Source organism: Sphingomonas sp. RS2018, from assembly GCF_054489605.1.
This window is the reverse complement of sequence record NZ_JBTMWL010000001.1, coordinates 750,034-770,029: the sequence shown is the minus strand read 5'-3', so window position 1 is coordinate 770,029 and position 19,996 is coordinate 750,034. Positions and strand designations below refer to the sequence as shown.

The window sequence follows — 19,996 nt, the reverse complement described above, 5'->3', positions numbered from 1 at the left end:
TGTATCGCTTGACGCCCTGGGCTCCCGCCTGAGCGGGAGCACGGTTCGGGTTGCAACCGCTCCGCCCTCAATGGAGGTCGCAACCGTCGCACGACGCCCCCGTGATTCTCGTCACCCGATGCGCTAAACTCACCCGATGCGTCGTCTCACCCCCCTCGTCGCGCTCGCCCTGCTCGGCGCCGCTCCTCTCCCCCAGGCGGCGCCGGCGCCGCAGGCGGCGACACCCGCCGCGCCGGTCGCGCGCTATACGGTCGAGGTGGTCGCGCGGCATCCGCACGACGCGCGGGCGTTCACGCAGGGGCTGCTGGCGCACGACGGGCGCTTCTACGAAAGCACGGGCCGCGAGGGGCAGTCGGAGGTGCGCCGCGTGACGATCGCCGACGGGCGGGTCGAGGCGCGCCGCGCGATCCCCAGTGCCGAGTTCGGCGAGGGGCTGGCGCTGCACGGCGACATTCTGACCAGCCTGACGTGGAAGGACGGCATCGCGCACCGCTGGGACCGCACGACGCTGAAGGCGAAGGGCACGCGGCGCTACACCGGCGAAGGCTGGGGGCTGACGACCGCGGGCAGTATGCTGGTGTTGTCGGACGGCACGCCGAACCTGCGCTTCCTTGATCCCGAAACCTTCGCCGAGCGCCGCCGCATCGCCGTCTCGCTGCGCGGTCGCCCGATCGACCAGCTGAACGAGCTGGAGATGGTCGACGGCGAAGTCTTCGCGAACGTCTGGCAGACCGATTACATCGTCGCGATCGACCCCGCCGACGGGCACGTCACCAAGATCATCGACGCCTCCGCGCTCGCCCGCCAGGTCACCGTGACCGACCCCGACGCGGTGCTGAACGGCATCGCCTGGGACGCCGCGGCGAAGAAGCTGTACCTGACCGGTAAGCTGTGGCCGGCCGTGTTCGAGGTGCGGCTGGTGCCGGTCGCGGGGTGATGGAGCGCGACGCGCGCGATGGCCGGCTGACGGCGCGATGGGCGACCGAGCGCGACATTCCCGTACTGACGACGCTGATGGCGGCCGCCATCGACCGGCTGCAGGACGGATTCCTGTCGCCGGCACAGGTCGTCGCCAGCCGTCAGGTGATGGGCCTCGACAGCCAGTTGATCCGCGACGGCACCTATCTGGTGATCGAAGAGGATGGCGCCGCGGTCGGCTGCGGCGGGTGGAGCCGCCGCGCGACGCTGTACGGCGGCGATCACAGCACCGATCTGCGCGATCCGGCCCTGCTCGATCCGGCAACCGATCCTGCGCGGATCCGCGCGATGTACACGCACCCCGATCACGCGCGCCGCGGTATCGGGCGGATGATCCTGGGTCGCTGCGAAGGCGCGGCGGCCGACGCGGGATTTCGCACTGCCGAGCTGATGAGCACGTTGAGCGGCCGGCCGCTCTATCTGCGCTGCGGCTATCGCGCAGTCGAGGATTGCGACGCGAGCGTAGACGGCGTGATCGTCCCGCTTATCCGCATGCGCAAGGCGCTGAATCTCAATCGAGTCCGTACGGCACGGTCAAGCATCGGCGGGTCGCCGGCTGATTCGAGATCGGTCGAGCCGCGATGACAACGATCGACTTTCGAAACGAGCAGCGACGCGTCGCCTGGCGTATGGGCAGCGCGCTTGTCTTGACGATCGTCGTGTTGGTCGCCGCCTTCATCGTCGGGAGCAGCCAGCCGGCCATTCCGCTGGCCGATCGATTGCAGTTCGCGCTGCGCACCGACACCTTGGTCGTCGGCTGGCTGCTCGCCGCGATCGCCAATGTGGCACGCCTCCGTTTCTTCTCCGAAGACGACATCGCTGGCAGCGGCGCGGGCGGCGGCACCACGCGCGTCCGCAACGCCGCGGCCATCCTTCAAAACACGCTCGAACAGGTCGTGCTGGCGGTCGTCACCCACATGATTGTCGCGACGACGTTCGGTCATCCGCAGCCGATTCTCGTGGCCCTCACGTGCCTGTTCTCGGTGGGACGCCTGTCGTTCTGGGCCGGCTATGGGCGCGGCGCGCACGGTCGCGCCTTCGGTTTCGCACTCACCTTCTACCCGTCCGCCATCATGCTGGTGACGGCTGGCAGTCTCATCGCCCTGGGCAAGGCCGGCTGAACGAACCCTCTCACGTCATCAACCGCTCCAGCCCCGCGATCGTGTCGGCCTCGCTCGCCGGCTTGTCGGTGCGGATGCGGGCGATGCGGGGGAAGCGCATGGCGACGCCCGATTTGTGGCGTTTCGACGCGTGGATCGAATCGAACGCGACCTCCAGAACCAGCGTCTTCTCGACTTCGCGCACCGGGCCGAAGCGGGCGACGGTGTGGTTGCGCACGAAGCGGTCGAGGCCCTTCAGTTCCTCGTCGGTGAAGCCCGAATAGGCCTTCCCCACGGGGAGCAACTGGCCGTCCTCGGTCCAGCAGCCGAAGGTATAGTCGGAATAGAAGGACGATCGCTTGCCGCTGCCGCGCTGCGCATACATCATCACGCAGTCGGCGGTCAGCGGATCGCGCTTCCATTTGTACCACAGCCCGGCGCGGCGGCCGGGGATATAGGCCGAGTCGCGGCGTTTCAGCATCACGCCCTCGATCGCGGCATCGCGGCTGGCGGCGCGGATTTCGCCCAGCGCCTCGAAATCCGTCGCGTCGATCAGCGTCGACAGGTCGAAGCTGTCGGCAGACAGTCGCGGGACGAACGCTTCGAGTCGGGCGCGACGCTCGATCCACGGCAGCGGCCGCAGATCCTCTGTCCCGTCGAACAATATGTCGTAAAGACGGACGAAGGCGGGATAATCGGCCAGCATCTTCGCCGACACCTGCTTGCGCCCCAGCCGCTGCTGCAGCGCGTTGAAGCTGGCGGTGGCGTCGTCGCGCCCCGCCCCCTGCGTTTCCCCGCGCACCAGCAGTTCGCCGTCGAGCGCGCCCGGCACCGTGAAGGCGGCGGCGACTTCGGGAAAGCTGGCAGTGATGTCGTCGCCGGCGCGGCTGTAGAGGCGGGTCTGGCCACCGTCGGCAGTGGCGACGTGGACCAGCTGCACGCGGATGCCGTCCCACTTCCACTCCGCGGCATAATCGGCGAGGTCGACGACGCCGTCCTCCAGCGGGTGGGCGAGCATGAAGGTGCGGAACGTCGGGATATCGGCGGCGGTCGGCTGGGGCGCGCGGCCCTCGACCCAGTCGAACAGCTCGGTGTAGGGCGGCGACAGGCCGTGCCACACTTCTTCCACCGCATCGACATCCACCGCGAACGCCTGCGCCAGCGCGGTCTTGGCGAGCCGGGCGGAGACGCCGACGCGCAGCGCCCCGCTGGCGAGCTTCAGCAGGGCATAGCGCTCGTCCGCCTCCAGCCGGTCGAGCATTGCGGCGAGCACAAGCGGCGTCTCGGTGCGGGTCAAGCTGGAGAGGCGGTCGACGACCTTGCCGAGCCGCAAATCGTCCTCCCCGTCCGATGGCAAGGGCGGTACGTCGGGCTCCGGCCACATCAGCGCGATCGTCTCCGCCGAATCGCCCACGAAGTCGCGGCTCATGCGGTAGAGTACGGGATCGACCCGCGCCTCCACCATCGCGCGGATGACGGCGGGCTTCACCGCGTTCAGATCGAGATCGCCGGTCAGCGCCGCCATCGCCCAGCCGCGGTCCGGGTCGGGCGTGGCGCGCAGATAGTCCGCGATCAGCCGCAGCTTCGCATTGCGCGACCGCGTGTAGATCAGGGCATCCAGCAGATCGGCGAAAGCGCGCATCCATGCGCAACCGGGATGACGGGCGGCGGTTCCGTCGTGGAGGTTGCGACGTCGATAGAAGCACGTGCTCCCACGTAGGCGGGAGCCCAAGGATGATCGACCGTGCGGCGCTTGGCTCTGGGCTCCCGCCTGAGCGGGAGCACGGTGATTCATGTCGCCGGCAGTCGATCCCGCTGAAATGACTGGCTAAGGTCGTATGATGCTTCTGCGTCGCCTCGCCCTGCTCGTCCTTCTTGTGATCGCCCTCGTCGTGCTCGCAGGCGCGGCGATGTTCGCCAACGCGCGCGCCGATCCGGTCGTACGGCGCGCGGATATCACCCTGCCCGGCTGGCCGGACGATACGCATCCGGTGACGCTGGCGCTGGTCAGCGACATCCATATCGGCAGCCCGGCGATGGACGCCGCGCGGCTGGCGCGGATCGTCGCGCGACTGAACGCGCTGCATCCCGACATGGTGGTGATCGCGGGCGACTTCATCGCCGGGCACGACCCCCATGCCGCGGCGCGGGTGGCACCGGAACTGACCGCGCCGCTGTCACGCCTGCGCGCGCCGCTCGGCACGATCGCGGTGCTCGGCAATCACGATCACTGGACCGGCGCGACTGCGGTGCTGGCCGCACTGCGCCGGGCGGGGGTGACGGTGCTGGAAAATGCCGCGGTGCGCCGCGGGCCGCTGAGCGTCGGCGGGATCGGCGACCGTTTCACCGGTCACGACCGCATCGCGCCGACGCTGGCGGCGATGCGGTCGCTGGGCGGCGCCCGCGTCGTACTGACGCATGGCCCCGACCTCGTTCCGGATCTGCCGCGCGACATGCGGCTGGTACTCGCGGGCCACACCCACTGCGGCCAGGGTGTGATCTTCGGCCACGCAGTCGGGTCGCAACCCTATGCGCCGCGCTATCGCTGCGGCTTGATCCGCGAGGGTGGGCGGGCCGTCGTCGTCACCGCAGGTCTCGGCACCAGCGTGGTGCCGCTGCGGCTCAATGCCCCGCCCGACGTCTGGCTGCTGACCCTGCGCGGCTAGAGGGCCTTCTTGCCCGCCATCAGGCCGAGCACCAGCAGGATCACGAAGATCCCGATCGCGACAAAGAACAGGATCTTGGCGATGCCGACGAAGGCGCCACCGATGCCGCCGAAGCCCAGCGCCCCGAGGACGAGGCCGGCGATGAGGAAGAGGAAGGCGGTCTTGAGCATGGCAGTCACTCCACAGGAATATCGGGTCGGGCGGGCGGGTCAGCCCTTGCGGCTGGCCTCGAACAGGAACCAGGCGCGCTCCTCGGCCTGATCGGTCCATTCGTCGACGATGCCGGAGGTAGCATTATCCTTCGCTTCGTCCGCCGCGTCCTTCACGACGCGGAAGCTCTCGACGAGCTTCAAATTGTCCTCGCGCAGCTCGGCCAGCATGTCGGCGGCGCTGACGAACTCGGCGTCGTTGTCCTTCAGCGTCTGGCGCCGGGCGATGTCGCCGATCGAGCGCAGCGTCAGATTGCCGGTCTTGCGCACGCGTTCGGCGATGGCGTCGGTCACGCCCAGGATCTGTGCGGCCTGATCGTCGAGCAGCAGATGATAGTCGCGGAAATGCGGGCCGGAGACGTGCCAGTGGAAGTTCTTGGTCTTCAGGTACAGCGCATAGCAGTCGGCGAGCGAGCTGTTCAGCGCATCGCCCACCGTCTTCGTATCGTTGCGGTTGAGATCGGTCGGGGTCGCGAGCGGCGCGGGATTGGCCATGTCGATGGGTCCGTCATACTAGGTGGTTTCGTGTGAGAAACGACCGGCATGGGGATTGGCTCCCGCACCATCATCGATAACGGTGATCGACCGCGTCAGCCGTTCAGCCGCACCGTGCAAGCCGCGGCAAAGGTGTCGCACGTCCGCGCATCGCCGGGGCCGCAGCCGACCGCGTCGCGCAGGATATCGAGCCAGGTATGGACCAGTGGCCCCCGCTCGCCCCGCGACAGCGCGCCGTCGAGCGCATGCACGACGGTGACGGCCGGCATCATGCCGTGCCGCGCGGCAATGCGGCGGATCGCCTCCAGCTCTGCCGCGACCTCACCCGCGCGCAGTGCGTCGCAGCGGCGGTCCACCGCATCGATTCGCGCGACCAGATCGTCCAGCACCACCGCCCCGGCTTCCCGCCACGCCGTCGTCATCGCATCCGCTCCAGAACCTTGTTATCGTTGGCGGCAGGCTGCGCTTCCAGCGGTTAAGGGGGCGTCAACGACGGTCCGGCGGTTGACAAAGCCCGCGTCAGGCGGCATGCGCCCCACCCTGACGGCGGCGGCCCTTCGTCCGGGCCTGCCGCCTTATATCGTTTTCGACAGACTGGAAGTTTCGGGCCATGGCCAAGCCAACCACCGTCAAGATCAAGCTCGTCAGCACCGCCGACACGGGCTTCTTCTACGTCACCAAGAAGAACCCGCGTACGCAGACCGAGAAGTTCTCGTTCCGCAAGTACGACCCGGTCGTGCGCAAGCACGTCGAGTTCAAGGAAGCCAAGATCAAGTAATCCGCGGGGCGCTCCGGCGCCTCGGATTCGCGTGAGCCCGGTGGCGAGCTGGGCCGAAAGCCGCGGGCGATTCGCCGGCGGCTTTTTTGCGTGTCGTGCGAGTCGATTGCGACAGCGTCCCTCCGATTGCAGCGCGTCGTGATTCCTGCGCCGCGGAAATGACCGTTGGGATGGGAACGCGCCCCCTCCTAAACCACCACGTCCGGCACCAGCCCACGCACTTCCTCGACGAACCGCATCACCGAGATCGGCTTGGAAACATAGGCGTTCGCGCCCGCGCCGCGGATGCGGTCCTCGTCGTCGCGGCCGGCATAGGCGGTAACCGCCATGATCGGCACGCTGCGCAGGCGGGGATCACGCTTCATCTGGCCGATCAGCTCGAAGCCGCTGACATGGGGCAGCTGGATGTCCATCACCACCAGGTCCGGCGCGAAGGCCTTCGCCCGCGCCACCGCCTCGCGCCCGTCGCGCACCGGCTCCACGTCGAAGTCGTGCGCCCTCAGCAGGTCGCAGAAGAGCTTGAGATTGAGTTCGTTGTCCTCGACAACGAGCACCCTTTTTGCCACGCGCGTCTGACCCGATCGCTGTCGATGGGTGCAGGAGTAAGCCATGCCGGCCCGCGATACAAACGACGAAACGATGGCGTTGCACGCGCTGGCCTGGACGCTGTCCGACGAAGCGCGCGCCGGCCGCCTGATCGACACCACCGGGCTCGACCCGGACGACCTGCGCGCGCGTGCCGCCGACCCGGCGATCCTGGTCGCCGTGCTGACGTTCCTCGAGGCGCACGAGCCCGATCTGATCGCCGCCGCGGAAGGGGTCGGAACGACGCCCGCCGCGTTGGTGACGTTGCGCGAACGGCTGGAACGCGCATGAAGCCGCTGCTGATTTGCGACTGCGACGAGGTGCTGCTGCACATGGTGCGGCACTTCGGCGTGTGGCTGGGCGATGCGCATGCGATCGATTTCGCGCTGGAGGGCGGCGATTTCGCCACGTCGATGACGCGCCGGTCGGACGGATCGACCGTTGCGCACGCGGATATGTGGGCGCTGCTCGATGGCTTCTTCCCCGCCGAGATGGGGCGCCAGACGCTGGTGCCGCATGCGCGCGAGGCGTTGGAGGACATCGCCCGTGCCGCCAACATCGTGATCCTGACCAACCTTCACGACCATTGCCGCGACCCGCGTATCGCCCAGCTGGCCGAACACGGCATCGCCCACCGCGTCGAATGTAATCAGGGCGGCAAGGGTGCGCCGGTCGCACGGCTGGTCGCGGAATATGGCAACCCCGTCACCGTCTTCGTCGACGATCTGGCGGTGCATCACGAATCGGTCGCGAAGCACGCGCCCTACGTCCACCGGCTGCACATGGTGTCGGAGCCGGCACTCGCACCCAACGTCCCCAAGGCGCCGCACGCCCATGTCCGCATCGACGACTGGCGCGATGCGGTGATGTGGATCGAGACGATTTTCGCAGAGGGGCGCCCCGCCGCCCGAGACACTGGAGCAACCGCATGACCACGCATATCGATCGCAAGCTGGAAGAGCTCGGCCTGACCTTGCCGGAGGCCGCCGCCCCGGTCGCCTCCTACGTCCCCACGGTGGAAGCCGGCGGGCTGCTGCACGTGTCGGGGCAGATCCCGTTCGACGCCGACGGCGCGCTGATGCTCGGTCGCGTCGGCGAAGGCGATTGCGACCTGACCTATGGGCAGGAAGCCGCGAAGCGTTGCGCGCTGATGGTCGTCGCGCAGGCGAAGGCGGCTCTTGGCGGGCTGGAGCGCGTCGAGCGTATCGTGAAGCTGGGCGTGTTCGTGAACTCGGCGGGCGATTTCACCGACCAGCCGCTGGTCGCCAACGGCGCGTCGGACCTGATGGTCGCGCTGTTCGGCGATGCCGGCAAGCACGCCCGCGCCGCCGTGGGTGTCGCCGCCCTGCCGCGCGGCGTGGCGGTGGAGGTGGATGCGATCATCGCGTTGCGGTGATCGTCGTCCCCAACAACCCTAACCCGTTCGTGCTGAGTAGGGGCTGAGCTGGTCGAGGCCCCGTATCGAAGCACCCGCGGCGGTCCTTCGATACGCCATTTCGACAGGCTCAATGGCTACTCAGCACGAACGGTTATGTTCGGTGTCGTCGCGCTGGTTTGATCCCCCCCTTACCCCGCCGCCGCCGTCCGGCGCGCGATGAAGACGAAGTAGATCACCAGCCCGATCACGTTCCATCCCAGGAACCACAGCTGCGTCGTGCCCGGCAGGCTGGCGAACAGGTAGAAGCAGCCGACGATCGCGCCGATGCCGACCAGCCAAGCCGCCGGCGTGCGGAACGGGCGCGCCATGTCGGGGGCGCGGCGCCGCATGACGAGCATGCACAGCGCGACCGCGGCGAAAGCGGTCAGCGTCCCCGCGTTCGCCAGCGCGGCGATGGCGTCGATCGGCAACACGCCTGCGAACAGCATCACGACGGCAGCGGTGAACAGCGTGATGCGCACCGGCGTTCCGCGCGACGACACCTTCGCCAACCCCTCCGGGAGCAGCCGGTCGCGCGCCATCACGAAGAAGATGCGGCTCTGCCCATAGAGGAAGGCGAGAATGACGGTCGGTAGCGCGATCACCGCCGATGCGGCGAGGAAGGCCGCCGCCCCGCCCTGCCCGATCTCGCGCAGGATCAGCGCCAGCGGTTCCGGGCTATCGGCGAAGCGCGTGTAGCTGAGCGCGCCGACCGCGGCGACCGCGACGACCATGTAGATGACGATGCAGGCCACCATCGACCCGACGATGCCGATCGCCAGGTCGCGGCCCGGGTTCTTCGTCTCCTCCGCCGCGGTGGAGATCGCGTCGAAGCCGTAGAAGGCGAAGAAGATGATCGCCGCCGCCGCCATCACGCCGCGCTCCACGCCGTCTGCCGACATGTGCTTGGCGAAGCCGAACGGTGAGAAGGGCTGCATCCGCGCCGCATCGAAATACGGGAGCGTGAACGCGACGAAGACGATCAGCGCGACGATCTTCACCACCACCAGCACCGCGTTCAGCGTCGCGCTCTCCTTGGTGCCGAGCATCAGCAGCGCGGAGACGACCGCGACGATGAACAGCGCCGGCACGTTGATGCCCCAGTTCGCCACTGTGCCGTTGACGATCGTCGGCCCGTGCGTCAGCGCATCGGGCAGCGTGATGCCGACACCGGCGAGGAAGCCGGTGGCATAGCCCGACCAGCCGACCGCGACCGTCGCCACCACCAAGGTATATTCGGCGAGCAGGCTCCACCCGACGACCCAGGCGAACACCTCCCCCAACACGGCATAGCTGTAGGTATAGGCGCTGCCCGATACCGGCATCATCGTCGACATCTCGGCATAGGCGAGCGCGGCGCAGGCGCAGATCAGCCCGGCGATGGCGAAAGAGACGATGACCGCGGGGCCGGCACGGTCCGCGCCGACGCCGATCAGCGTCAGGATGCCGGTGCCGACGATCGCGCCGACACCCAGCGCCATGAGGTGCGGCCACGACAGGGTCCGCGCCAGCTGATGCTCCGCCGCCATTTCGGACGGCGGCACGATCGTCTTGCGCCGGAAAATCCCCTCAGCCATCGCTCGCTCCCAATTCGCTATGGCGGCGATCAAAGCGCGTCGCGGCGGCTTTGGGAAGGGCTGTCGTAACAAATGTGACGATCTACCATCGCCGGTCGCGCTGGTTAACTCGCCCTTTACCCTGTGCCCCGTAGCGTCGGAGATCAACGAGGGAACACGCGCGCTGCCGATGCTGCCACACGCCAACCTGATGCCGACCGTCCGGGACGATGAAGCGATCCGCGCCGTCGCCCGCAACTGCGGCCGGCTGGCGGTCGGCTGCAGCGACGCGGCCGGCTATGTCGCCGACGTGTCAACCGACATCGCCGCGCAGCTGAGCGCGCTCGGCGATCTGGAGGGCGTCACCTCCGCGCTGGTCGCCGATCAGCATGCCGTCGCTGTCTCCACCAGCGAGGCGCGTCGGCTGTCCGAACAGGCCCGCGCGACGCTGGCGCGCGAATCCGCGCAGATCGCGACGTCGATCGGCGACTTCGCACTGCTGACCGCGCTCATCACGCGTCTCGGCACGCGCATGACCGACTTCGCCGCGGCGATGGAGCAGGTGCAGCGCGTCTCGTCCGCGATCGACGACATCGCGCGCAAGACCAATTTGCTCGCGCTGAACGCCACGATCGAGGCGCAGCGCGCGGGCGAGGCCGGACGCACCTTCGCCGTCGTCGCGGCCGAGGTGAAGAAGCTCGCGTCCGACACGCGCCAGGCGACCGACGAGATCACGCGGACAATGGAGAGCTTCACGCGCGAGGCGGGCACGGTCATCCGCGAGATCGACGAAGGCGTCGGCAAGAGCGTGTCCGCCCAGCGCGGCGTCGAGCAGATCAGCCAGACGGTAGGCGAGGTCGCCGGCATCGTCGCGCGGGTCGATGCGATCACCGACGACATCGAACGATCGACCGAGGTGACCACCGGCAGCGTCGCACGCGTGCGCGATACGCTGACGTTGTTCGGGACGCAGGCGCGCAAGGGCGGCTCGGGCCTGGAGAATGCGCACGAACGCATGCGGCGGCTAGAAACGCTGTCGAATTCGATGCTCGACAGCCTCGCCCATTCGGGCGTCCGCCTCGACGACAGCCGCTTCGTCGATCTGGCGACGACCGGCATGTCCGACGTGCAGGCCATCGTCGACGCCGCCATCCGCGACGGTCGCATCACCGAGCACGACGTCTTCGACACCGACTATATCGTCATGCCCGGCACCGATCCGGTGCAGTGGACCACGCGCTTCAACGCCTTCGCCGACGCGCATATCCAGCCGATCCTCGACCGCACCGCGCGCGCGCTGCCCGATCATATCCTGGGGTCGGCGGTGACCGACATCAACGGCTATCTGCCCACCCATTTGTCGTGGAAGTCGCTGCCGCAGCGCGCCGGCGACCCCGCCTGGAACGCAGAGAACTGCCGTAACCGCCGCAACTTCTTCGACGACGCGACCAGGGCCGCGGTGGCGTTCGACGGCGATTTCATGCTGGTGACCTATCGCCAGGATCTGGGCCAGGGTCGCTATCGCGCGGTCAAGAGCGTGTTCGTGCCGCTGCGCTTCGTCGGCCGGCGCTGGGGCAATTTCGAGATCGCCTTCGTCGACTGAGGCGGCTCCAGCTCAATCCATCACGCGGTGGACGACCTCCAGCGCACGACCCTCTATCCGCAGTTCGTTGAACGACGGCCGCGTCTCGCGCGTGCGGGTCGACAGCGTGCCCGCCCCGATCAGCCGCACCGTACGCCCGCCGATCTCGCGCGTCAGGTCGAACGGATCGTGGACATGACCCGACAGCACCGCATCCGCCCCGGCCGCGACCAGCGCTTCCAGCGCACCGCGCCCGTTGTGCGTGCGCGCCGATGCCTGCGTCCCCGCCTCGATCAGCGGGTGATGGCACGCGACCAGCGTCAGCCCGGCGGGGTCGGCGCCCGACACCCCCGCCACGGCACGGGCGAGCGAGCCGTCACTGACGCTCCCCTTGGACCAGTTGCGCAACTGGAACCGCGTGGTCGTCTTCATCGGGATCACGCTCAGGCCGCCGATCTCCAGCGGCCGCTCGATCATGCCCTCCAGCTTCAGGAAGCGGCGGTAGGGGCGGAACAGTCGCGCGAAGATGTTGAACAGCGGGAGGTCGTGATTGCCGACCTCGACCGTCACCGGCCGCCCCAGCCCTTCCAGCCACGCGCTGGCGGCGGCGAACTCCTCCTTCTTCGCGCGCATCGTCAGGTCGCCGGTCATGATGATGGCATCGGGCTGCTCGGCGTGGACGAGCGCGTCGAACCAGGCGACGGCGGCCTTGTCCTCCCGGCCGAAGTGGACGTCGCTGACGTGAAAGAGTCGGATCATGCGCGCGCCAACGCGCGGGATCGCGCCTCGGGTCAATCAGCGGGTGATGCGGCGGCGCTACTCCAGCGTGCGGAGCCAGATGGTGATGTCCTCCACCGAGAACGGCCGGGCGAACACGCAGCCCGACTGGCCGCTGGTGCTCCACAGGATCTTGCCGGCGACGGGGCCGAGGCCGGACAGGTCGACCGAAGCCGGCCCGAGGACGAGGTCGCGGCCGACGATCAGCCGGACACCGTGCGTCGATATGTCGGCGGTGAACCCGTCGATCATGCCCTGCTCGTCGGTGATCGTCGCAGGCGCGGTGACGATGACGCGCGGCAGGCGGCGGTTGGCGATGCCCTCCGGCGCGACCACCCGGTCCAGCAACCACGACACCGATGTCTCCGTGTCGAAAGTGATTCCGCCGAATCCGTCCTGCACCCATCGGATATGGCCGGCGACGGCGCGGCTCGACGACATCGTCAGCGTGACCGGCGAATCGATATGCAATTCCATCCGCGTGTGGATCATCGCGCCGCCGGCGGACAGGTTCTTGACGACGCACAGGCCGGATCGACCGCCGACCGTCAGCGCCGCCTCGCGGAAGACGGTGGTCGTCCGGAACTGCCGACGGTCGCTGTCATCGGACGGGCAGCCGGCGGTTGTTTGGAGAACATGAGCGGCGTTGCGCGCGTCCGTCACGCTCCTGCGCCCGCGGCCGCAGCCGTCATGCGCGCGATCATGTGATCGAGGCGCACGACGGCCGCCAGATCGGTGCCGTCCCGGCAGGTTCGGAGCGCGCGGGCGACCTCTCGGACCATCTGCGTCACCAGATCGAACCGCTGGAGCGCCTCCGCATGCCGGTCGAACACGACGCTGTCGAGGCAGAGCGTGACGCCCAGATCCTCCAGCAGGCCGCCGGCGTAATCGAGTTCGGTGGCGAGCCTTTCGCCGAGATCGTCGCGCGCCCCCTCAACCACGGCACAGGCCCAGCACGGTCGTGGCGACGTCGCCCGGCTTGACCGGCTGGGTCGCCATGCCGCGCCCCATCTCGAGTTGTCCCGAACCGTCCTCGGCCGGCGCGATCGCATAGCCGCGCGCGGACCGCAGCGCGGCGACGCCCTGCCCGCCGTCCTCGCCCCCGGCCAGCTGTACGCCGATCGTCTGATCCGCCGCGGTCTTGGCGGCGGTCGCCATCAGCAGCGAGATCGACGGGCGCTCCCCGGCGAACGGCGGCTTGTCGAGCAGGCGGATCGAACCGCCCGGCCATTGATCGACATAGATGTGGTGGCTGCCCGGCCGCGCGAACACGACCATGCCCTGTTCCATCTTCATGCCGTCGGTCGCCTCCACCACCTTGGGCGCGATCGCCGCCGACAGCTTGGCGATCATGCCGTCGGCCAGTTCGGGGCGCAGATGCTGGATGACGATCACCGGCGGGCCGTCGGCGGGCCAGCGCTCGAGCAGGTCGAACAGCGGCTTGGTGCTGCCGACGTCGGCGCCGATCGCGACGAACTTGCCGTTCCAGACGAACGGCTCCGCCGACACCGTCTTCGCCGCCTTTGGCGATCCACCGGCGTGCAGCGTCGCGAAGCGCTTCGGCGCTTCCTTGACGGTCTTGGCCAGCTTGCCGATCGCCAACTGGACCTCGTCCGCGGTCGCGCGGGTGGGCTTGGGATAGCAGTCTATCGTTTTCTCCAAAAGCGTTTTTCGTCGTAAACCTTTGATTTCTATACCGTTCAACCGAAAATAGTCCAAAAGCGTACCGACGGTCCGCATTTTTCTCGAAGCTGGCGTTTGGAAGGCGGTGCGAGTCGCAGGTTTGGTCCCGTCGACAGCGTTGAGTGGACAGTCGCAGGTTTGCGGATTAGAAACACAGCGTTCGAGGCGTGACTTCCTACGGGCAACGCAAGCTATGCGTCGAAACGAGAGCACCCGCTATGTCGGGCGGCTCACGGAATATAACACCCTCACGGGGAATACGTGGGGGCGCGTGCTCTCGTTCGCGCAAGTCAACCGTCCCGGCGCCAGCCGGGCGCGATGAATGCGAGGCGAAAATGCGTCTTTTCTATCTGATATTGGTTACGATATTTACGGTCGCCGCCACCCCTCAAAAGGGTTCGCCGACGTCCCCGACGCTGTGGAACGGCATCACAAAAGGAATGTCCGTAGCGCAGATCGTCGCAGAACACCCCGGTGCGATCATCAAAGACGGAAAAGTATTTCTTCCGCAAATCGCTGTTGACGGCACTGTCTACCGTCCTGAAATCAAGATATCCGACGGAAGGGCAATGATGGTGACCCTCAGACCTGAGCGCTGGACCAGCCGTGAACTTATTACAGCGCTTTCTAGCAAATACGGCCAACCGGTAAACCAGTGGGAATGCACGAACCGCAATGGTGCGGAAGATTGTCAAGCGGCTTGGCGAGGTCGTCGCGGTCTACGAATTACTCTGACGTATCTCGGGCTTTTCGGTCAGGGCGCGATCGAAATCACCTACATAATAGTAAGCGGAGAAGGCCTGTAAGACTTACTTTGATGTAATAGAATTGCAGTGAAGAGCTTTTTGTTACTATCTACTCCGTAACATCTCCCTACGGTCGTAGCGGGTTGTTACGAAAGAAAGCAACATGATTTCCAGCAGGTTCATTTCCTACTATCGTGTATCCACACAGAAACAGGGACAGTCCGGGCTTGGGTTGGAAGCGCAGAAGCGAGCGGTGGCAGACTATCTCAGCGGCAGCAACTGCGACTTGCTGGACGAGTTCGTTGAAATAGAAAGTGGTCGTAGGAAGGATCGACCACAATTACGAGCTGCCCTTTATATGTGCCGGCGAAAGAAGGCGACACTGGTGATCGCTAAGCTGGATCGGCTCGCCCGTAACGTCGCGTTTGTCGCGACTTTGCTCGAGGGCAGAATCAAGTTTGTATGCTGTGACATGCCCGAGGCAGACAGCACCATGCTTCAGATCTACTCCGCCATTGCCGAACGTGAAGCCCTGAAAATAAGCGAGCGCACGAAGGTTGCTCTGGCAGCGGCAAAGGCCCGCGGCACATTGCTTGGCTGGTCAATTCCTTCTCGCACCCACGAGCAAAAACTTGCCGCGCAATTAGGCGCTGCCGCTAATCGTGATCAAGCCTACCAATTCGCTAGCAATGTGTTGCCGATCATCGAGAGCGTGCGCGCCGCAGGCGTGCAATCACTCGCGGCGATCGCGGATGCACTAAATGCACGTGGAGTTGCTACAGCGCGTGGCGGCCGTTGGCACGCGGCGACGGTACGCAGACTCATCGAAAATGCGGTCCGACAACGTTATCGGGAAAGCGATTTAAGCGCCCTCAGTACGCCGTTTGCGGCCCCGCTCACCGGTCGCTAAACGACCGAAATTAATGGAAACCTGAACGGCCGCTTTTTCCACCATGTTCACGGCAATCAGCCGATCGTTCACGATGTTGAGAAAGGCAGGCCCCTACCGCTTCTAACTAGGCCATCCCACCGTGGCCGGCGCGAATTTTTCGTCAAAACGGATCGTCGTCGTCGTCGTCGTCGTCAAATCCGCCGAGGTCATGGCTGCCAAAAAGCGACCAAATTGACTCTTCATTTCCGTAATTCTCACCAAGTTTTTGATAACGTCGGGGGCGCTGTGGCGTTCGTGCTTCGATGAAGATGGCGCCTCGCAACACCGCTGAGCGACGCCCGGCGAGACTCGCCTCCATCAGGTTGTCAATCGTCGGTAGTTCAAGCGCTATATTTGTCGCGGCATTGTCGAAAAACGAGATGCCGAGGTCGCGGAGTACGCGAAAATGGGGGTCAGCATCTATGGCTGCTTCTGCGCCTGGCAAGGCCCAACTCCGACGAAACCCAGCCTCATATACAAGCATCCAATGCTCGCCGCGCAGATCGTCTGCGGAGACAGTGCCGATCCAGTCTGAGACTGCTCCACGGCCGGTGAGCAGGGTCCGGCTGCGAAGCATATAAACAAGACAGCCGCAAAGGCTGTTTTCAATCTGCGCCACGAGTTGCGTTGCGCGCTGGCTAAGGCGGATCAAAAGGGATCGGCAGAGCCAGAGCGTCCAGACCACTTCGTAGTGATGATTATACGGAGCGTGATCCTCCAGCATCCGCTCAGCAAAGTCATTCACGCTGGAGCTGATTGGGTAACCTGCAGCAGCATAAGTGCAAATTATTTTGACAACAGAATCTAGGCAATTCGAGTTTTCGCGCGCCATACGCAGCAAAAACGATTCGTAAATATCCCAATTTTCCCGATGAACAAGAGTTCTGGAAGATTTTCGTACTGCGAACGAAGCGATGCTTTCATCTGGAAGTGATTTCGACAGCTCAATAACTTCGGTGAAAAAGCGCATAATTTCACGGCGCTGATCATCGCCGTCATGACTGAGCCGTAGTTGCGCGATCTCCCCTGGCCACCGTTCTTCATTAAAGCTCAGTGCATCAATAATGTGAGTTTTTGCAGCGTTTAGCTGAAGGTCAAACCCTAATACAGCCTCACGTAGCGCGGCGAGAAAACCCTCCGCATCGACATGTGACGCGAAGCACAGGAAGAAATCGTCCATATAACGGTAACCGCCGGTGAGTCGTCCAAAGTGTGTCTCGCCAACCTGCTCCTCTATCGCACACAAGATCAGCTCCGAAACAATTCGCGAGGTATCAGGACCGACCGGAATGCCTATTGTTTGCCCGTCTTGGCAGCCGCGCAGAAGTGCATCAATTTGGTTTCCATAGAATGCTGGATCGGCTTGGTTCCGGTTGCGCTTAGCAAGCTTCTTACCGTGTAGGGCCCAGGGAACCGAATGGGTATAGATGGCATGATAGAAGCTCAGGACATCTGTCTGAAGAATGGCGCGAGCAGTCGCGTAAGCTTTAATTCGTGCCTCGCCCAGAACCGACAGTTTTGTCATCGGCACCGCGCGTTGTCCTGTCTCGCTGATAGCCGCTGATGTTAGGCTGATTGGAGAGCGCGCGGAGATCGTCTCGAAAGCATCCTGGTGGTCTGCAATCGCGCTTGTCAGATAATACTGGTTCACCGGGTTCGGGACGCCGAGCATCCGGCGAGAGTGACCCTTTCGCGCCATGTCGAATCGTGCATAGCTGCTAGGCGGCGGATAGGTTCGACGTTGGCGCTCAGGCAGACCGCCTTCATGAGCCCCCCATGCTGGGACCACGTTCGCAATCCCGCCAGCAAATGCCGATGTTGTGAACGGTGGGGGCAGCTCTTTCGGAAAGTAGCCGCGCGCTAACAGCGCCTGAATTCGTTCATCGCGAGTCATCATTGAAAGCCTCATCCGCCGTTCGCGATGTTGGGTTAGCCGCGCACTTGAAGCAAGCCCGCAAAGATGAACGAGAGTCCGAATTAGGATATAGGCGAAGCGGCGCTAAAAGAGTGAAATTGGTCGTAATCGGCCTATCCGCTTTTCGGATGAACTGAGGCGCGCAGTAGCGTCAGGTAAGCGCCAGGAGAGGAACGGTCGCTTGTCAGCCGTCGAGCCCAAGAGCCCTATCGTATCTGCGCGATAGTGCCGAAAAGTGCCCAGCATCGCCCAAGGCCTTCGAAAGCGAGTGGCAACGTTATCGGATAGGGTTCCTGGTAGGCTGAGGTGTCCCTCTTCGCACAAGCTTCGGCGGGTCGCATGCGATAAGACCGCGAAAGACGTCGGAGAGGCATTGGTAGCCGGTGCTATCCCTGCCATGAACCTGCCCGACAAAATCGATGCTGCCTCTAAGCCATTGAACGAATGCCTCCTCAGACTTCCCCGGATGGCATCTATCGGCAGCATCGCCAATCCCGTCTCTGGACCAGCGGTGAAGAGCGGCACGGACGTTGTCTCGGAACTTTTGTGGAACGCTCACCCGATCCCCGACAACCAAGCCAGTAGCTCGCAGACCAGTCTGCCTAGTCTGAAATCTTACCTTCTCCCAGTTAACGTTGAAGCCACGCTCCTCAACTATCGAGACGAGCCGCTGACCAAGCTCAACCTTGCCGTTACAAATTTTGGCAATCTCTTGAGGAAAGGCGGCGGCGGTGGTGGATATCCCAATATCGTCCGAGTACCTACCCACCGAGCATCCCGCACACCGTACCAGATCTGTAAGCTGCGCATCCAGCGGATGGCATACCAAGTTAGATATTACCGGAGATGCAGGAGAACCTTGAGGGAGACTACCGTCTCGGCAACAAAGGTCGGCGATAACGGCGACAATCTCGGATGAAAGACCGCCGAGCACGCCGCGAAGCGCATTAACAACCATTGGCTGCTTGATGGAGGCGAAGAACGCTACAAGATCGACGTGGAGGAGCGTCTTTGCACCCAGATGGGTCTGCGCGTTCGTAATGATGCTCCTGTGCCGAGTATATGCATGGGCAATCGGGTGAGGATAGAAGCTGTCTGCAATCACCCGACTTATTGCCAGCTGAATTTTTTTAAGGCCTTCGCAAGGTGCAAACACTTGGCGCACCTTAGAAGCGTTGCGCTTCCTACGAACCCCCACGTTACTCGGTCGAACCCACACTACGTCGTACCGTTCAGTGGAGCTGAGCGCCATAATCGGCGCGATCGATCCAGGAGACAAGTCAAGTATTTGTTCAAGTATTTGATAGGTCATTTTTTCTTCTTAGATGGGTGCCGTCGAGCTTCTTGCGCACAAACGATCAATATTTCATAATAGATTTTTACTGTCCGGCACCTCCACAGTGCCAGTATCGTAATCTATCAGACCAGTGTGAAACACACTGAATACAAGCTCGACGACTCAGCTATTATGTATGAGAAACATAATTACGCAAGACGCTGACCGTTTTCGCAAACGGCAACGCTATAGTTTTTGCCCTCAGCAGTAAGAAGATATCATTTGGTTGGATGTTATGTGCTATATTTTGAAGTAACATATACCAAACGCGGCCAGCTCAAGATGTATAATCGAGTGGTTGCCAGCAGTTTCTCGCTACCCCACGCGGAGCGAAGTGTGCTCCTCTTCGTCCTCCAACGCACCGTTGGCTGGCAAAAAGCCTGGGAGGCGATCTCGGTTAGGGAATTTGTTGTCGGCGTCGTCCGGCGGCGTGAGGGCAGGCGACATGTGATCGTCCACGGGACAGCGCTGCCTACCGACCAAGTCATCCGAGCGATCACAGTTCTACGTGAGATGGGCGCGATAGAGAGACAGGAGCTTGGATCGCGAACCGTCTACCGTATCATCCCAGAATGGCTTCGCCCTGACCTACGTGGTGGAGCGGCTTATACGATCTGGTCGGTTGCCGAGACCGATTACATATATCAAGAGGAGTGAGCATCGGTCGCCAAGGGCGGACCGAGCCAACGGCCCAACTCCGCCTCCATTACCATTTGGCACTTCCGATAACGTTATCGGAAAGATGCAGGCGACTGGGCTGCGGTCGCAGCGATCGGCGCCGATATCCGAGATGGCGACAGGTTGGCCCTGCGGTAATAACATTGCCGCCGCATTAGCTAATACAGGCTCGATCCATTAGCGCAGCGAGACGCGTGAAAAATGATATAAAAATCAGTACCTTGTTCTAGCGAAGCCCTGATATCAAAACCGTTACTGATAGTGCAGCGGGGCAATGCTAAGCACCGATATATGTAACGTCCCTAAAAAATCGTCTCACTTATAGAGGGTCGGTTAAATCTTATGATGTAAAAATTTGCGAAAAATTCCGGAAAACAACTTAAGAGCTGCGGTCAGAACGTAATGCATCAGTCATAGATATAGGTGTAATGTCGATATTCCGATAATGTTATCGTAACGTTCACTTTCTGCTTATAGCGTAAAAAAGACCGTGGACTTATTATAAGCGTCTTTACTGGAGAAGGCGCTATGACTTATATTTTGCGGTGTACGCACCGTCAGCAA

23 protein-coding genes are annotated in these 19,996 nt (G+C 63.8%); 11 read left to right on the top strand and 12 right to left on the bottom strand.

Annotation, left to right across the window (positions count from 1 at the left end):
- Positions 1-136: 136 nt before the first annotated feature.
- The 3 genes from ACX40P_RS03870 to ACX40P_RS03860 are packed head-to-tail and all read left to right on the top strand — an operon-like array spanning position 137 to position 2,099.
- Positions 137-937 carry a glutaminyl-peptide cyclotransferase gene (locus tag ACX40P_RS03870; protein ID WP_459124957.1) on the top strand — a complete coding sequence of 267 codons (801 nt, stop codon included), beginning with the start codon at positions 137-139 and terminating at the stop codon, positions 935-937.
- Positions 937-1,563, top strand: a complete 627-nt coding sequence (locus ACX40P_RS03865) for a GNAT family N-acetyltransferase (RefSeq protein WP_459124956.1) — start codon at positions 937-939, stop codon at positions 1,561-1,563. Before ACX40P_RS03870 ends, ACX40P_RS03865 begins: the two co-directional genes overlap by 1 nt.
- Positions 1,560-2,099 carry an MAPEG family protein gene (locus ACX40P_RS03860; protein ID WP_459124955.1) on the top strand — a complete coding sequence of 180 codons (540 nt, stop codon included), beginning with the start codon at positions 1,560-1,562 and terminating at the stop codon, positions 2,097-2,099. Before ACX40P_RS03865 ends, ACX40P_RS03860 begins: the two co-directional genes overlap by 4 nt.
- Before the next feature lie 10 nt (positions 2,100-2,109).
- Here the strand turns inward: ACX40P_RS03860 and ACX40P_RS03855 are convergent, their stop codons facing one another.
- On the bottom strand, positions 2,110-3,720 hold the full coding sequence (locus tag ACX40P_RS03855; protein ID WP_459124954.1) for a cisplatin damage response ATP-dependent DNA ligase: 1,611 nt from the start codon (positions 3,718-3,720) through the stop codon (positions 2,110-2,112).
- Positions 3,721-3,919: 199 nt separating this feature from the next.
- Here ACX40P_RS03855 and ACX40P_RS03850 point away from each other — a divergent pair, with 199 nt between their 5' ends.
- Positions 3,920-4,744, top strand: coding sequence for a metallophosphoesterase (locus ACX40P_RS03850; protein WP_459124953.1), 825 nt, complete (start codon positions 3,920-3,922; stop codon positions 4,742-4,744).
- Here the strand turns inward: ACX40P_RS03850 and ACX40P_RS03845 are convergent.
- The 3 genes from ACX40P_RS03845 to ACX40P_RS03835 form a co-directional block, all read right to left on the bottom strand.
- Positions 4,741-4,914, bottom strand: a complete 174-nt coding sequence (locus tag ACX40P_RS03845) for a DUF1328 family protein (protein ID WP_459124952.1) — start codon at positions 4,912-4,914, stop codon at positions 4,741-4,743. The genes ACX40P_RS03850 and ACX40P_RS03845 overlap by 4 nt on opposite strands.
- 39 nt (positions 4,915-4,953) lie before the next feature.
- Positions 4,954-5,448 (bottom strand): Dps family protein, encoded by a 495-nt coding sequence (locus tag ACX40P_RS03840; RefSeq protein WP_459124951.1) that lies wholly within the window; start codon positions 5,446-5,448, stop codon positions 4,954-4,956.
- A 95-nt stretch (positions 5,449-5,543) separates the two neighbouring features.
- Positions 5,544-5,870: a hypothetical protein gene (locus tag ACX40P_RS03835; RefSeq protein ID WP_459124950.1), complete on the bottom strand. Its 327-nt coding sequence runs from the start codon at positions 5,868-5,870 to the stop codon at positions 5,544-5,546.
- Between the two features lie 188 nt (positions 5,871-6,058).
- Here ACX40P_RS03835 and rpmG point away from each other — a divergent pair, with 188 nt between their 5' ends.
- Entirely contained in the window at positions 6,059-6,226 is a 168-nt protein-coding gene (gene rpmG, locus ACX40P_RS03830; protein WP_025560997.1) for a 50S ribosomal protein L33, read from the top strand.
- A 188-nt stretch (positions 6,227-6,414) separates the two neighbouring features.
- On the opposite strand, the gene ACX40P_RS03825 is transcribed toward rpmG, so the two are convergent.
- Positions 6,415-6,792: a response regulator gene (locus ACX40P_RS03825; protein ID WP_459124949.1), complete on the bottom strand. Its 378-nt coding sequence runs from the start codon at positions 6,790-6,792 to the stop codon at positions 6,415-6,417.
- A 43-nt stretch (positions 6,793-6,835) separates the two neighbouring features.
- Here ACX40P_RS03825 and ACX40P_RS03820 point away from each other — a divergent pair, with 43 nt between their 5' ends.
- Genes ACX40P_RS03820 through ACX40P_RS03810 form a run of 3 tightly spaced genes read left to right on the top strand, consistent with a single transcriptional unit; the run spans position 6,836 to position 8,207 of the window.
- Entirely contained in the window at positions 6,836-7,102 is a 267-nt protein-coding gene (locus ACX40P_RS03820; RefSeq protein ID WP_459124948.1) for a DUF3572 family protein, read from the top strand.
- Positions 7,099-7,743 carry an HAD family hydrolase gene (locus tag ACX40P_RS03815; RefSeq protein ID WP_459124947.1) on the top strand — a complete coding sequence of 215 codons (645 nt, stop codon included), beginning with the start codon at positions 7,099-7,101 and terminating at the stop codon, positions 7,741-7,743. Before ACX40P_RS03820 ends, ACX40P_RS03815 begins: the two co-directional genes overlap by 4 nt.
- Positions 7,740-8,207: a RidA family protein gene (locus ACX40P_RS03810; protein WP_459124946.1), complete on the top strand. Its 468-nt coding sequence runs from the start codon at positions 7,740-7,742 to the stop codon at positions 8,205-8,207. Before ACX40P_RS03815 ends, ACX40P_RS03810 begins: the two co-directional genes overlap by 4 nt.
- 170 nt (positions 8,208-8,377) lie before the next feature.
- Here the strand turns inward: ACX40P_RS03810 and ACX40P_RS03805 are convergent, their stop codons facing one another.
- Entirely contained in the window at positions 8,378-9,805 is a 1,428-nt protein-coding gene (locus tag ACX40P_RS03805) for an amino acid permease (protein ID WP_459124945.1), read from the bottom strand.
- 169 nt (positions 9,806-9,974) lie between these two features.
- Between ACX40P_RS03805 and ACX40P_RS03800 the strand changes: the two genes are divergently transcribed.
- Entirely contained in the window at positions 9,975-11,387 is a 1,413-nt protein-coding gene (locus ACX40P_RS03800) for a methyl-accepting chemotaxis protein (protein WP_459124944.1), read from the top strand.
- Positions 11,388-11,399: 12 nt separating this feature from the next.
- Here ACX40P_RS03800 and ACX40P_RS03795 read toward each other — a convergent pair whose 3' ends face one another.
- From ACX40P_RS03795 to ACX40P_RS03780, 4 genes are read right to left on the bottom strand one after another with little or no spacing between them, the layout of a single operon-like run.
- Positions 11,400-12,125, bottom strand: coding sequence for a metallophosphoesterase family protein (locus tag ACX40P_RS03795; RefSeq protein WP_459124943.1), 726 nt, complete (start codon positions 12,123-12,125; stop codon positions 11,400-11,402).
- Between the two features lie 57 nt (positions 12,126-12,182).
- Positions 12,183-12,806: a PilZ domain-containing protein gene (locus ACX40P_RS03790; protein WP_459124942.1), complete on the bottom strand. Its 624-nt coding sequence runs from the start codon at positions 12,804-12,806 to the stop codon at positions 12,183-12,185.
- Positions 12,803-13,084, bottom strand: a complete 282-nt coding sequence (locus ACX40P_RS03785; protein WP_459124941.1) for a hypothetical protein — start codon at positions 13,082-13,084, stop codon at positions 12,803-12,805. Before ACX40P_RS03785 ends, ACX40P_RS03790 begins: the two co-directional genes overlap by 4 nt.
- On the bottom strand, positions 13,077-13,805 hold the full coding sequence (locus ACX40P_RS03780; protein ID WP_459124940.1) for a chemotaxis protein CheB: 729 nt from the start codon (positions 13,803-13,805) through the stop codon (positions 13,077-13,079). The genes ACX40P_RS03785 and ACX40P_RS03780 overlap by 8 nt, the downstream gene beginning before the upstream one ends.
- Before the next feature lie 356 nt (positions 13,806-14,161).
- Here ACX40P_RS03780 and ACX40P_RS03775 point away from each other — a divergent pair, with 356 nt between their 5' ends.
- Both ACX40P_RS03775 and ACX40P_RS03770 read left to right on the top strand, forming a co-directional pair.
- Complete coding sequence (locus ACX40P_RS03775; protein ID WP_459124939.1) at positions 14,162-14,632, top strand: hypothetical protein; 471 nt, start codon at positions 14,162-14,164, stop codon at positions 14,630-14,632.
- 103 nt (positions 14,633-14,735) lie between these two features.
- Positions 14,736-15,482: a recombinase family protein gene (locus ACX40P_RS03770; protein ID WP_459124938.1), complete on the top strand. Its 747-nt coding sequence runs from the start codon at positions 14,736-14,738 to the stop codon at positions 15,480-15,482.
- Positions 15,483-15,624: 142 nt separating this feature from the next.
- Here the strand turns inward: ACX40P_RS03770 and ACX40P_RS03765 are convergent, their stop codons facing one another.
- Both ACX40P_RS03765 and ACX40P_RS03760 read right to left on the bottom strand, forming a co-directional pair.
- Entirely contained in the window at positions 15,625-17,400 is a 1,776-nt protein-coding gene (locus ACX40P_RS03765) for an RNA-directed DNA polymerase (protein WP_459124937.1), read from the bottom strand.
- A 295-nt stretch (positions 17,401-17,695) separates the two neighbouring features.
- The gene (locus ACX40P_RS03760) at positions 17,696-18,670 is read right to left on the bottom strand and encodes a reverse transcriptase family protein (protein WP_459125236.1); all 975 of its coding nucleotides are present in this window, start codon (positions 18,668-18,670) and stop codon (positions 17,696-17,698) included.
- Positions 18,671-19,996 lie beyond the last annotated feature (1,326 nt).